Source organism: Streptomyces sp. OZ13 (genome assembly GCF_052068155.1).
GTDB lineage: Bacteria > Actinomycetota > Actinomycetes > Streptomycetales > Streptomycetaceae > Streptomyces.
In genome coordinates, this window is the sequence record NZ_JBQHCZ010000005.1 from 548,028 (window position 1) to 560,864 (window position 12,837).

Annotated in this window: 13 protein-coding genes; 6 read left to right on the forward strand and 7 right to left on the reverse strand. The window is 70.2% G+C overall.

The genetic code is table 11. The features are described 5' to 3' along the window. Window positions 1-66 precede the first annotated feature (66 nt). The 3 genes from ACTMTU_RS15950 (at window position 67) to ACTMTU_RS15960 (ending at window position 3,666) form a co-directional block, all read left to right on the forward strand. A complete protein-coding gene (locus ACTMTU_RS15950; RefSeq protein WP_441264126.1) occupies window positions 67-1,485 on the forward strand; it encodes a family 2B encapsulin nanocompartment shell protein in 1,419 nt (472 codons plus the stop codon). Window positions 1,486-1,584: 99 nt separating this feature from the next. After that, window positions 1,585-2,616 carry a family 2 encapsulin nanocompartment cargo protein polyprenyl transferase gene (locus ACTMTU_RS15955; RefSeq protein ID WP_441264239.1) on the forward strand — a complete coding sequence of 344 codons (1,032 nt, stop codon included), beginning with the start codon at window positions 1,585-1,587 and terminating at the stop codon, window positions 2,614-2,616. Window positions 2,617-3,222: 606 nt separating this feature from the next. Further along, entirely contained in the window at window positions 3,223-3,666 is a 444-nt protein-coding gene (locus ACTMTU_RS15960; RefSeq protein ID WP_441264127.1) for a DUF6304 family protein, read from the forward strand. Window positions 3,667-3,739: 73 nt separating this feature from the next. Here ACTMTU_RS15960 and snpA read toward each other — a convergent pair whose 3' ends face one another. After that, entirely contained in the window at window positions 3,740-4,396 is a 657-nt protein-coding gene (gene snpA / locus ACTMTU_RS15965; protein WP_441264128.1) for a snapalysin, read from the reverse strand. Between the two features lie 193 nt (window positions 4,397-4,589). On the opposite strand from snpA, the gene ACTMTU_RS15970 reads away from it, so the two are divergent. Next, on the forward strand, window positions 4,590-5,570 hold the full coding sequence (locus tag ACTMTU_RS15970; RefSeq protein WP_441264129.1) for a LysR family transcriptional regulator: 981 nt from the start codon (window positions 4,590-4,592) through the stop codon (window positions 5,568-5,570). 42 nt (window positions 5,571-5,612) lie between these two features. Here ACTMTU_RS15970 and ACTMTU_RS15975 read toward each other — a convergent pair whose 3' ends face one another. Together ACTMTU_RS15975 and sodN are read right to left on the reverse strand one after the other, a co-directional pair. Continuing rightward, window positions 5,613-7,109, reverse strand: coding sequence for a glycosyltransferase family 39 protein (locus ACTMTU_RS15975; protein WP_441264130.1), 1,497 nt, complete (start codon window positions 7,107-7,109; stop codon window positions 5,613-5,615). A 168-nt stretch (window positions 7,110-7,277) separates the two neighbouring features. Next, window positions 7,278-7,673: a superoxide dismutase, Ni gene (gene sodN, locus ACTMTU_RS15980; protein WP_189893600.1), complete on the reverse strand. Its 396-nt coding sequence runs from the start codon at window positions 7,671-7,673 to the stop codon at window positions 7,278-7,280. 150 nt (window positions 7,674-7,823) lie between these two features. On the opposite strand from sodN, the gene sodX reads away from it, so the two are divergent. Beyond that, on the forward strand, window positions 7,824-8,243 hold the full coding sequence (gene sodX / locus ACTMTU_RS15985; protein ID WP_441264131.1) for a nickel-type superoxide dismutase maturation protease: 420 nt from the start codon (window positions 7,824-7,826) through the stop codon (window positions 8,241-8,243). Here sodX and ACTMTU_RS15990 read toward each other — a convergent pair. Further along, window positions 8,147-8,776 (reverse strand): CGNR zinc finger domain-containing protein, encoded by a 630-nt coding sequence (locus ACTMTU_RS15990; RefSeq protein WP_005312054.1) that lies wholly within the window; start codon window positions 8,774-8,776, stop codon window positions 8,147-8,149. The genes sodX and ACTMTU_RS15990 overlap by 97 nt on opposite strands. A 164-nt stretch (window positions 8,777-8,940) precedes the next feature. On the opposite strand from ACTMTU_RS15990, the gene ACTMTU_RS15995 reads away from it, so the two are divergent. After that, the gene (locus tag ACTMTU_RS15995; RefSeq protein ID WP_441264240.1) at window positions 8,941-9,630 is read left to right on the forward strand and encodes a class I SAM-dependent methyltransferase; all 690 of its coding nucleotides are present in this window, start codon (window positions 8,941-8,943) and stop codon (window positions 9,628-9,630) included. Between the two features lie 97 nt (window positions 9,631-9,727). Here the strand turns inward: ACTMTU_RS15995 and ACTMTU_RS16000 are convergent, their stop codons facing one another. Genes ACTMTU_RS16000 through ACTMTU_RS16010 form a run of 3 tightly spaced genes read right to left on the reverse strand, consistent with a single transcriptional unit; the run spans window position 9,728 to window position 12,455 of the window. Beyond that, complete coding sequence (locus ACTMTU_RS16000) at window positions 9,728-10,504, reverse strand: amino acid ABC transporter ATP-binding protein (protein ID WP_441264132.1); 777 nt, start codon at window positions 10,502-10,504, stop codon at window positions 9,728-9,730. Next, a complete protein-coding gene (locus tag ACTMTU_RS16005) occupies window positions 10,501-11,466 on the reverse strand; it encodes an amino acid ABC transporter permease (protein WP_441264133.1) in 966 nt (321 codons plus the stop codon). Before ACTMTU_RS16005 ends, ACTMTU_RS16000 begins: the two co-directional genes overlap by 4 nt. Window positions 11,467-11,510: 44 nt before the next feature. Further along, the gene (locus ACTMTU_RS16010) at window positions 11,511-12,455 is read right to left on the reverse strand and encodes an ABC transporter substrate-binding protein (RefSeq protein ID WP_441264134.1); all 945 of its coding nucleotides are present in this window, start codon (window positions 12,453-12,455) and stop codon (window positions 11,511-11,513) included. Window positions 12,456-12,837: the final 382 nt, after the last annotated feature.

Sequence of the window (12,837 nt, forward strand, 5' to 3'; positions counted from 1 at the left end):
GCGTACTCACACAGCGCACTGGGAGGCTTGCTTTCGCAGGTCAGGACATGATCGAGAGGGAGTCTCATGACGGTTGGTTCGGTTGGTTCCGTCGGCGAGGACATGCGCGACCAGGCACCCCAACAGAGTCTCGGTACCGCTGCCGCACGGAATCTCGCGACCACCACCAAGTCCGTTCCGCAGATGCAGGAGATCACCTCCCGCTGGCTGCTGCGCATGCTGCCGTGGGTGCAGGTGCAGGGTGGTACGTACCGGGTGAACCGCCGCCTCAGCTACTCGGTCGGCGACGGCCGGGTGACGTTCGTCCAGACCGGCGACCGTGTCGCCGTGATCCCCGCCGAACTGGGGGAGCTTCCGGCGCTGCGGGACTTCGACGACGAAGCGGCGCTGACGGAGCTGGCGCGGCGGTGCGAACAGCGTGAGTTCGCTGCGGGAGACGTGCTGGCGACCGGCGGCCAGCCGGCGGACCGGATCTTCCTGCTGGCGCACGGCAGGGTGGAGAAGGTGGGGGAGGGACCGTACGGGGACGAGGCGGTCGTCGAAGTCCTCGCCGACGGGGCCTACTTCGGCGACCAGTCGCTGGTGGACCGGGAAGCGGTCTGGCAGTACACCGCCCGCGCCGCGACCGCCTGCACGGTCCTCGTGCTCACGAGGGACGACGTGCTCAACCTGGCGGACCGGGCGGAGTCGCTGCGGGCGCACCTGGCGAGCCTCGCGGCGCTGCCCCACCAGCGCACCAACAAGTACGGCGAAGCGGCGATCGACCTCTCGGCCGGCCATGTCGGCGAGGCGGTCGTGCCGCACACCTACGTGGACTACGACGCCGCGCCGCGGGAGTACGAGCTGAGCGTCGCCCAGACGGTGCTCAAGGTGCACAGTCGCGTCGCGGACCTCTACAACCAGCCGATGAACCAGACGGAACAGCAGTTGCGGCTGACCGTCGAGGCGCTGCGCGAGCGGCAGGAGCACGAACTCGTCAACAACCGGGAGTTCGGCCTCCTCCACAACTGCGACTACGGGCAGCGGCTGCAGCCGCACGACGGCGTGCCGAGCCCGGACGACATGGACGAACTGCTCTCGCGGCGGCGGGGCTCGAAGCTCTTCCTCGCCCATCCGCGCGCCATCGCCGCCTTCGGCCGCGAGTGCAACAGGCGCGGACTCGTGCCCGACAGCGTGGAGGTGGCGGGCCACCATGTGCCCGCCTGGCGCGGCGTGCCGATCTTCCCGTGCAACAAGATCCCGGTCACCGAGGCCCGGACGACATCGATCATCTGCATGCGTACCGGCGAGGAGGAACAGGGCGTCATCGGCCTCCGGCAGAGCGGCATCCCGGACGAGATCGAGCCGAGTCTGTCGGTCCGCTTCATGGGCATCGACGAGCAGGCGATCATCTCGTACCTGGTCACGGCCTACTACTCGGCGGCGGTGCTCGTCCCGGACGCGCTCGGCGTCCTGGAGAACGTCGAGGTGAGCCGTTGGCGGTGACCTGACCAGGGGCGACGTGACCTTCGGGGGCGCGGTGCCGCTCGCCGCGTCCCCGCCCGCGAGGAGAAGCCACCACCGGGAAAGGAACGCCAGTTGACCATGCCGGACACCGTCGGCGGCCGAGAGGCCATCGCCCTCCTCGAACGCACCCGCAGTGCGGTCGATCCCGAACTCCGCTCAGCCATCGCGTCGCTGCCCGGATCCATGCGCCGGATCGCCATGTACCACTTCGGCTGGGAGCGGTCCGACGGCACCCCGGCCGCCGGTTCCACGGGTAAGGCCGTCAGGCCGGCACTGGTGCTCGCCGCGTGCCGGGCACTGGGCGGTGACCCGCGGCAGGCCGTGCGGGCGGCCGCCGCGGTGGAGCTCGCGCACAACTTCACCCTGATGCACGACGACGTGATCGATGAGGACCCCACCCGCAGGCACCGGCCCACGGCGTGGAGCGTCTTCGGCACCGCCGACGCCATCGTCGCCGGGGACGCGATGTCGGCGCTCGCGCTGCGGCTCCTCGCGGAGGACCGGCATGCGGCATCCGTCCCCGCGTCGGTGCGGCTGGCGGCCTGCGTCATCGAGCTGTGTGCGGGCCAGCAGGCCGACTGCGCCTTCGAGGAACGTCCGCCGCTCGAGGTCACCCTGGAGGAGTGCCTCGCCATGGCGACGGCCAAGACCGGGGCGCTGCTCGGCTGTGCCTGTGCCCTCGGAGCCCTGTACGCCGGCGCGGACGAGGAGCAGGCCGCGGCGATGGACGCCTTCGGGAGAGAGGCCGGACTGGCGTTCCAGCTCATCGACGACCTCATCGGGATCTGGGGCGACCCCGAGCAGACGGGCAAACCGGCCGGCGCGGATCTCGCGGCGCACAAGAAGTCGCTTCCGGTGGTCGCCGCGCTGGCCTCCGGCACGGCGGCGGCGGCCGAACTGGCCGAGCTGTACCGGGGGCCGATGAGCGCGTCGGCGGTCCGCCGCGCCGCCGACGCGGTCGAACGGGCCGGAGGGCGGGACTGGGCCCAGACACATGCCGGTGAGCGGATGTCACGGGCGGTCGGGCAGCTGTCCCGAGCCGTCCCGGACCTGGCCGCGGCCGGCGACCTGCTCTCCTTGGCCGAATTCGTCACCCGCCGTAACCGCTGAGCCGCTCACAGCACTGCACAACAATTTCCACTGAAGTGCCTGAAGTGGTCAGGGCTCCGGTCCGGTCGGGCGCCGGTATGCGCCCGAGTCGTCGGGTACAGCGCTCGCCCATCTGCATTTGCGCAAGAAGGAGGAGGGCCAGGGCATGGGAGGGCCGGCCGCCGGTGGCTGTCCGTAAAGGCTTGGCTGTCCGAGCTGTCCATACCGACTTATTCTGGCCGTATGGGCAGCAAAGGACGTGAAGTACCGCGTACGAGTCACGACCCGCAGCAGAAGTGCGCCGCGTGCGGGCAACCCGTGGAATCGGTGGTGAAGCGGCACAAGACGCTGGGGACGTACGTCCCGTTGTGGGAGCCGGGTCCCTGCCGCAATCCTGACTGTCCGCTCTATGTCCCCCCTGAGGGCGGGGCGAAGGCCGACCCTCCGGCCGGGCCGGGCCGGTCCGGCGGACCCGAGGAGACGGGTGGACCCGGCGCATCCGACTCCGACGCATCGGCGGCGGGACCGGCCGGAGAATCACCCGACGACGCGTCCGGCAGGCAGACCGGCACATCCTGAGGGGCACCTGCGGCACGGCCCGCTCGCCCCTACCGCTACAGTCCGCGCATGTCATCGGAGTCTACGGAAGCCTGGGCGGGCTGGTACCGCGACCGGCAGGGCGCGGAATCGGTCACCATATCGGCGAGCGGCGGCCAACTGCGCACATCCATCAGAGGCGTTGTGTACGAGGGGGCCACTTTCGCCGCCCTCAGGGCGGCGGGAGCGTCCCAGGTGCTGGCCTCCTGTGTCCTTGAATGGGACATGCCCCTGCCCGTTCACGCGGACGGCACGGTCCAGCAGGCGACGCTCAGCTGTCTGCTGACACTGGGTGAGCCCACCGGAGGAGTGCCGCCCCTCGACCGGTCGGACCTCAATCTGACGCTGCACTACGGCGGCGCGGCGTACGAAGCGGGTGTCGCGGACGGGGACTTCGGCGACGCGCTCGGCAGTATCCGCCGCCAACTGCCGCCCGGCGCCGAGCTCGGCCGGCGCGAACCGGCCCAGGCCTGAGCACCGGCTCGCGGCAGACAGGGCGCCCCGCCGTGCACTGCGGGGCGCCCCTTCCCGGTGGCCGGCTCCGGTGTCAGGAGACCTTGGCGATCGCTGCCGCGAGCCCGTTCGCCCAGAGCTGGTTCACCCGGGAGCGTTCCGCCGAGTTCGGGTAGGCGTTCTGGCACGAGGTGCCGGGGCCGCCGCCCGACATCAGCTCGCTGCACGGACCCGAGTAGTGGTCCGGCAGCCCGAGCACGTGCCCGGTCTCATGCGCCGTGACGCGGGTGGAGTTGTACTGCTGGTTCTGCCGGTAGTCCAGGAAGATGTAGCCGCGGCCGTGCCCGTCGGTGCTCGCGTACGAGCCGCGCGAGTCGTTGCCCTCGTAGTAGGCGAAGTCCGCGCCCGAACCCTCGACGAGCCGGACGTTGCTGACCGAGCCGTTCCATATCTGGGTGCTGCGCGCTATCTGGGTGCGGAACGTGGGTGCGTTGCTCGCGTTGTAGACGACGGTCACGGCCTGCGCGCCGGGGTTCGCCGCGCGCTTTTCCGCGACCGACTTAACGACGGCGTCGAAGAAGGCCCTGGTCGCCTTCGCGTCCTCGGCGGAGCCTTCGTACGCGGCGTACGAGGCGGAGGAGGATGTCACCGCGGCCGCAGGGGAGTTGGCGGCGGTGGCGGGCACGGTGCCGAGGGCGGCGGCGAGGCCCAGTCCGGCGACGGCGGAGAATAACGTTCTGGTGTGACGCATGGGGGGCTCCTACTCGTCCGATGAACGAAGTTCGGTAGCCGAAGTCTCGGGGAGGCGCACCGCCGCGCGGATGATGCCAGGGGGCGATAGCGCGGGCGCATCACCCACTCCGCTGCAGCCTGTCCCGATCCGCCCGTCCTGCCCCGACTACGGTGTCTGGTGTGGCAGTTGGTGCAGCTCTACGCTCGGGAGCATGGAGCTCGAGGTGAGGCACCTGCGTGCGCTGTGCGCCATAGCCGACACCGGCAGCCTGCACAAAGCCGCCCGGCAGCTCGGTGTCAGCCAGCCGTCCCTGACGACACAACTGCGCCGTATCGAGAACTTCCTGGGGGCGGCACTCTTCTCACGGGAGCGCACCGGCTGCCGGCCGACCCCGTTCGGCCGTTCCGTACTGAGCCGGGCGCGGCCGCTCGTCGCGGAGATGGGCGCGCTCGTCGTGGAGGCGAGGGCCGCCGCGGCCGGCGAGGGCGGTCCGCTGCTGCGCATCGGGTCGACCGCCAGCCGGGCGCTCGCCGGCTGGCTGCGCCGCCTGCGGGGCCGGCTGCCGGGCACCGAGATCTCGCTCCACATGGACGTGTCCGCCAACGCCCTGCTGCGGATGGTCGCCGCCGGTCAGCTCGACGTCGCCTTCGTGCACGAGGTGGAGGGGTGCCCGTTACTGGTGCCGGACGGACTGTGCGTGCGGGTACTGGTGGAGCGGGAGCCGCAGTTCGTCTCCCTGGCACGGGACCATCCCGCCGCTGCCGCCCCCGTCGTGGATCTCGCTGATCTGGCCCATGACCGCTGGATGGTCGACCCGACGGTGGACGGGGAGTGGGACGGGCTGCGGCGGGTACTGGGCGCCGCCGGGATCGACCCGCCCGTCCTGCACGGCGACTATCACACCGCCGCCTCCCTGATCGCGGTCGGCGAGGTCGTCGCGCCCTGCCAGCCGACCTCCATGCCCCGCGAGGACATGGCCGTCCGCCCGCTCCGCGGCGACCCCCTCGCCGTCCGCCTCCTGCTCTTCTCCAGACCCGGGCCCTCGGGCGAGCTGTACGAATCGGTGTACGCGGACCTGACCGCCGCCTACCGCGAGGCGGCCCTGCGGGCGGCCGCCTACCGGCAATGGCTGCTCCGCCACAAGAGCCCCCTCCTGACGCGGGCGGAACCGGCCCCGCTGCCGGCAGCCTGATACGGCGCGGGAGGTGAGGGGGCGCCCGCGGCTGTCAGGCCGTCAGTTCCCGCGCGCGCCCGGGCACTCCCCGTCGCGGGCGTAGAGGGTCACCTGAGCGCCCTTGACCTGGGTGCGGGAGCACTCGTGGAAGTGGGTGCGCAGAACTTCGCGTTTGACCGCCTCCTGCGGCACCGTGTCCTCCGGCTGGCCCGGCGGGTCGCTCAGCACCACGATCCGGTCCATCGACAGCATGCGGGCGCGGATCTTGGAAGCGGGGAGTTCCTCGCCCTGGAGGGACGCGGAGGCCTGGGGCGTCGTTCGGAGCGCGAGGTCGACGAGACCGCCGTACTCGTCCGGGTGGGAAAGCCTCCACTCGCGCCGGCGTGAGGGCGCGAATACGACCCCATCGCCGGGGGCGGAGACGCGCCGGACCTCCTCGGCGACCGCCGTCACGTCGTCCTTCCTGCTGTCCGGGGTCCGCATCTGCAGCGTCACCGGGGTGAGCGCGAGCACGGCCGCGAGCGCCGCCGCCGTCAGGACCGTGGCCCGGGGAAGCCGGGCGCGGAGCGGTCCACGCCGGGAGGCGGCCGTGACGAGCGCGCTCAGAGAGGTGCCGACGAGCAGGGCGAAACCGATGTCGGTGAAGAGGACGTACCGGTCCACGTACATGGGCTCATGGACCGCCGACAGCAGCAGCAGGGCCGTCGGGAGCACCGCGAGGGGCAGGGCGAGACGCGGCAGGAGGAGAGGTCTGCGGTCGGCGGCGGGGTACCTGGCGCAGAGCACGGCCACCACGGCCACGCCCGTGATCTCCAGCCACTCCCTGGGCTTCGGGCCGCTGATCCACGACACCTGGCCGGACTGGCCCGCGCTGAGCAGGATCAGCGGGACCAGGCCGGCGGCAACGGAGGCCGCCGCCACCGCCCATGCGCGCCGGACGGGCCGGTCCGCGCGGCGAACGAGCACGGTGATGCCGTGTGCGGGCAGCGCCAGGACCGCGAACTCGTGGAGCCAGCTCGCGGCGAGCAGGGAGAGCCCGTAGAGGATCCACAGGCGGCGGGACGGTTCGGTCAGACAGCGCAGGAGCAGATAGGTGCCCAGTGCGACGAGCGCGCAGACGAGCGCGTAGGAGCGCCCCTCCTGGGCGTACATCTGCACCTCGGGGGTGAGCGCGAAGACCAGGCCGCTGAGCAGGCCCGCCCTGCGCCCGGCGATGCGGCACCCGGTCAGTCCCACCAGCCCGGCGGCCACGGCCACGGCCAGCACGGACGGCAGCCGGAGGGTGACGAGGCCGTCGTCCCAGAGGGTGAAGAGGCCGTGCATCAGGAAGTAGTAGAGGCCGTGGACGGCATCGGCGTTCTGGAGGAGCTGCCAGATCTCCGGGAGGCTCCGGTGCGCGACCTGGTAGGTGACGGACTCGTCGCGCCACATCGTCCCCTGCCGGGTGATGCCCCACAGGCCGAGGGCCAGGGCGAGGGCGGCCGGGGCGAGGAAGGAGTGCGCCCGGCCGGACCGGTCCGCCGGTGCGGGCTGCTCGCCGACCGACGCGGGGGGCACGGCCGGGGGCCCCTCGGCCGTGGACTGTTCCCGAAGCTCGATGGCTCCTCCTTGCGACACCTCGGCAACCGGAGGCGACACGTCCATTTGCCGCCTCGACGGACGCACCCGGCCCGCGGAGCTCCGGACGAGGAGCCCCGCGGGCCGGGTGCGGAAGCTGACGCGAGGTCAGGCCTTCTTGGTCTCCCAGAAGATCTTGTCGATCTGGGCGATGTAGTCGAGGGCCTTCTGGCCGGTCGCCGGGTCCGTGGACGCCTTGGCGGCGGAGAGCGCCTTCAGGGTGTCGTTGATGAGCTGGTGCAGCTCCGGGTACTTCTCGAAGTGCGGCGGCTTGAAGTAGTCGCTCCAGAGCACCGAGACGTGGTGCTTGGCGAGCTCCGCGCGCTGCTCCTTGATGACCGTGGCGCGGGCGCGGAAGTGCGGGTCCTCGTTGGCCTGGTACTTCTCCTGGACGGCCTTGACCGACTCCGCCTCGATGCGGGCCTGGGCCGGGTCGTAGACACCGCAAGGCAGGTCGCAGTGGGCGCTGACCTTCACCTTGGGGGCAAACAGGCGGGAGAGCATTGAGCTGTCCTTCCTCGTGATCGTCTTCTCAGGTGGGACATTACTCCGTGAGGAACCCGTTTTGGCGGGTGCCCCCATGGGCTTAGGTCAAAAGTCCGGGGTCCGAGCCGGGCCGGTGGCCGAACATACAGTGGGAGTCGGAGGTGGCTGATGACTGAACAGGGGCGGGAGCCGAGGGCCCGGTTCGGGGTCGCCGAGGTGACCGGGCCGTCGATGGTTCCGACGCTGGTGCACGGGGACCAGCTGCTGGTCGACTACCGCGCCTTGCTGCGCGTCGGCGACGTGGCGGTGCTCCGCCATCCGCTCCAGCAGGATCTCCTCATCGTCAAACGGCTGGCCGAACGGCGCGACGGGGGCTGGTGGGTGCTCGGCGACAACCCCGGCGCCGACGGCGACAGCCGGGTCTTCGGGGTGGTGCCGCCCGAGCTGCTGCTCGGCCGGGTGCGCAGCCGCTTCCGTCCGCTCGGCCGGGATCAGCGGTCCGTGACGGGGGTCGTCTCCTGGCTGGTCTCCGCGGTGCGGCCGGTGGGCCCGGACCGCTCGCTCTCCAGGCGCTTGCGCGCCCGGTAGGCGGCCACGTTGGCGCGGGTCGCGCAGCGGTCGGAGCAGTAGCGGCGCGAGCGGTTCGTGGACGTGTCCAGGTAGGCATTGCGGCAGGGCGCCGCCTGGCAGAGGCCGAGGCGGTCGACGCCGTACTCGGTCAGATGGAATGCCAGTCCCATCGCGGCGATCGCGGCATAACCCGCGGTCGCGTTCGAAGGGTGGTCGGCGAGGTGCATGTGCCACTTGGGGCGGCCGTCCTCGTCCCGGTGGTCGTGCCCCGAGATCTGCGGGCTGACGGGGAACTCCAGCAGCAGGGAGTTGAGCAGGTCGACGGCCTGGGTCTCCTCACCCGCGTCGGCCGCGGCGAAGACCGCGCGCAGCCGGCCCCGTACCGAGCGGAAGCGGGTGACGTCCGAGTCGGTGGCGCGGCGGGCGGCCTGGGACGACGCGCCGAAGAGCTCGCGGACGGCTTCGACCGAGGTGAGGGAGTCCTTGTTGCGAGCCGGCTCCTCGGTGTTGACCAGCCGTACGGCGTAGTCCGAGTAATAGGCCAGTTCCACTTGTAGTCCTTACAGCGGCGTTCTAGGGTGAGGGTAACGGCTGCTTATCAATCGAGGGTATTACGGACAGGAGGCTTCCGGTGGGCGGGACGGACAGGGGCACGACGGCGGGCACCGACTGGCGGGCCTGGCAGGAGAGCTGGGACCGCCAGCAGGAGTGGTACATGCCCGACCGCGAGGAGCGGTTCCGGGTGATGCTGGACATGGTCGAGGCCACGGTCGGCCCCAAGCCGAGAGTCCTCGACCTCGCCTGCGGTACGGGAAGTATCACGGACCGGCTCCTGGGACGGTTCCCGGAGGCCACCAGCACCGGGGTCGACCTCGACCCCGCGCTGCTGACCATCGCCCGTGGCCACTTCGCGGGTGACGAGCGCGTCTCGTTCGTCACCGCCGACCTCAAGGACCCCGCCTGGACCACGTCCCTGCCGCACACCTCGTACGACGCGGTGCTCACCGCCACCGCGCTGCACTGGCTCCACAGCGAACCGCTGGCCGCGCTCTACCGGCAGATCGGCACCCTCGTCCGCGACGGCGGCGTCTTCATGAACGCCGACCACATGAAGGACGCCTCCACGCCCCGCATCAACGCCGCCGAGCGCGCGCACCGGCACGCGGGCATGGAACGAGCCAGGGCGGCCGGCGCCCTCGACTGGGCCGAGTGGTGGGCGCTCGCCGCCGAGGACCCGGTCCTCGCCGAGCCGACCGCGGAGCGGTTCCGCATCTACGGCGAGCACGCCGACGGTGACACCCCCTCCGCCCAGTGGCACGCCGAGGCCCTGCGGGCGGCGGGCTTCGCCGAGGCGCGCCCGGTGTGGGCGTCACCGTCGGACGCGCTGGTGCTGGCCCTGAAGTAGCGGCGGAACGCGCAGGGGCGGTACGGACCACCGGGTCCGTACCGCCCCTTGCCGTCTCCGCTCGCAACGCCTTCGGCGGATCAGAGCGCCTGCGAGGTCAGAGCACCTTCGAGAGGAACGACTTCGTCCGCTCGTGCTGCGGGTTCCCGAGCACGTCACGCGGGTGGCCGGCCTCGACGACGACGCCGTCGTCCATGAAGACGAGCGCGTCGCCGACCTCACGGGCGAAGCCCATCTCGTGGGTCACGACGATCATCGTCATGCCGTCCTCCGCGAGACCGCGCATGACGTCGAGGACCTCGCCCACCAGCTCGGGGTCGAGGGCCGACGTCGGCTCGTCGAAGAGCATCAGCTTCGGCTCCATCGCGAGCGCACGGGCGATCGCGACGCGCTGCTGCTGACCGCCGGAGAGCTGGGTCGGGTAGTTCTTGGCCTTGTCGGCCAGTCCCACCCGGTCCAGCAGCCTCAGCGCACGCTCGCGGGCCACGGCCTTCGACTCGCCCTTGACCTGGACCGGAGCCTCCATGACGTTCGCGAGGGCCGTCATGTGCGGGAAGAGGTTGAAGCGCTGGAAGACCATGCCGATGTCCCTGCGCTGCGCCGCGACCTCCTTCTCCTTCAGCTCGTAGAGCTTGTCGCCCTTCTCGCGGTAGCCCACCAGCCGGCCGTCGACCGAGAGCCGGCCGCCGTTGATCTGCTCCAGGTGGTTGATGCACCGCAGGAAGGTGGATTTGCCGGATCCGGACGGGCCGACCAGGCAGAACACCTCACGGTGCGCGACCTCGAGATCGATGCCCTTGAGGACCTTCACATGGCCGAACGACTTGTGGACGTTCTCGGCCTTCACCATCGGCTGCGTCGACTGGGAACTCATACCTTCACGCCTCCGACATTGCTCTGGACACGGAACGACGACAGCTGTTTGCGCAGCCGCTGGAGCGGCGTGGGCGGCAGCGAACGGCTCGAACCGCGGGCGTAATACCGCTCCAGGTAGTACTGGCCGATGCTGAACACGGTCGTCAGCGCCAGGTACCAGAGCGAGATCACGATGTAGCCCTCCATGATGGCGAGCGTCCGGGAGCCGAATTCACGGCCCCGCAGGAACAGCTCGCCGTAGCCGATGGCGAACGCCAGCGAGGAGGTCTTGAGCATGTTGATGAACTCGTTGCCGGTCGGCGGAATGATCACCCGCATGGCCTGCGGCAGCACGATGCGACGCATCGTCTTGCCGCCCTTCATGCCGAGCGCGTGCGCCGCCTCCGTCTGACCCGAGTCGACCGACTGGATTCCGGCCCGGCAGATCTCGGCCATGTACGCGGCCTCGTTCAGGCCGAGCGCCAGCAGCGCCGCCACGAACGGCGTCATGACCTGGTTCATCTCGTCCCGGTAGATGAAACCGAGGTCGAGGTACTGGAAGACCAGCGAGAGGTTGAACCACAGCAGGATCTGCACCAGCACCGGGGTGCCGCGGAAGAACCAGATGTAGCCCCAGGCCACCGAGGAGAGCACCGGGTTGGGCGAGAGTCGCATCACCGCGAGGATCGCGCCGAGGACCACACCGATCACCATCGAGTAGACGGTGATCTTCAAGGTCTCCCAGGCGCCCCAGGCGAACGTGCCGTTGGTGATCTGGTCACCGACCACGCTCCACTGGATCTGGGCGTCGGCGAACGCCCGCACCAGCAGTGCGAGGAGTCCGAGCACCACGACGGCGCTGATCCAGCGCCCGTAGTGGCGCACGGGAACGGCCTTGATGGGCCCCGAGTAGCGGGGGGAGGCGTCCCGGCCGCCGTCCGGGGGGACGTCGGCCGGCACCTTGTCGAGGGGGTCAGTCACAGAGTTGCTGCCTTACATGAGGGAGGTTGTGGCGGCGAGTGGCGTCACTTGCCGGCGTTGACCGTTGCCTTCTCGATGGCGCCGTTCTCGGCCTTCCACTCCTTCAGCACCTCGCCGTACGAGCCGTCGTCGATGATCTGCTGGACGGCCGCCTGAAGAGCGTCACGCAGCTGCGTGTTCTTCTTGCTCACCGCGATGCCGTACGGCGCGGCGTCGATCTGCTCGCCCACGACCTCGAAGAGGTTGCCGCCGCCCGCGTTCAGCTCGTTGTAGAGGGCGACCGGGAAGTCGGTGATCACCGCGTCGGCACGCTTGGTCTGGAGCTGCGTGATCGAGTCGGAGTCCTGGTCGGAGATGAACTCCTTGATCTTGTCGGAGCCGCACTTCTTCTGCGTCTCCTTGAGCAGCGCCTCGTTGGCCGTGCCGCGCTGGGCGGCGACCGTCAGGCCGCACAGGTCGTCCAGCGTGCTGACCTTCTTGGGGTTGCCCTTCTGGACCAGGATCGCGGAGCCGGCCTTGAAGTAGTTGACGAAGTCGGCACCGCCCTTGGCGTCCTCGGTCGCGCCCTGCTGGCGCTCCTTGGTGTCCGTCATCGACGACATCACGATGTCGGTGCGGCCGTTGTTCATGCCCAGGACGAGCTGGTCGAAGGTGGAGTTCTCGAACTGGAACTCGACCCCGAGGACCTTGCCGAGGGCCTTGGCGATGTCGATGTCCACGCCCGCGGGCTTGTTGCCCTCGTCCATGAACTCCATCGGGGCGTACGCGATGTCGGATCCGACCTTGATGACGCCCTTGTCGCGGATCTCCTGGGGGAGCTTGTCGTTCAGCGGCGCGGCCGACGCGTTCCCCTTGGTCTCCTCCTTGGCGCCGCTGTCCGTCTGGTCGCCACAGGCGGTCAGCAGCATGGCGCCGGCGACCGCGATGGCGCTGACCGCGGCTATGCGGGACTTCGCGGCGGTCGTGCGGCGCTTGGTGCTTGCGGTCATGATCGGGGTCCTCCGGCGGGTGAGGGTGGAGTTACCAGGTCGTACTGCACTCATCTTCGAGTGTCGCGACCTTGTCTGTTTTCGGCATCTTGCCATTCGGACGAGCCCATTCAGGGGGCCACGCATGTCAAAATCGGATAACGGGTCACCCCCGAACCCCGGCGGGCCGGTACATCAAGGCCGGACCATTCGCTGGAAAGCCTTCTTCCGGCCGGAAGATCTTCGGCCGTCTTGCCTTCTGGACGGGTTCGGCTGCACCTGGCGGGCTTGTCCGGGTTTCTGGCTATGAACCGCGTCACCGAGCGCATATCGACTCGTCCGCGGTGTGGTCCGTCCGGTAAGAAGGATCCTTACACCCCTCATCCGGGGCTCAGGGCGCGTG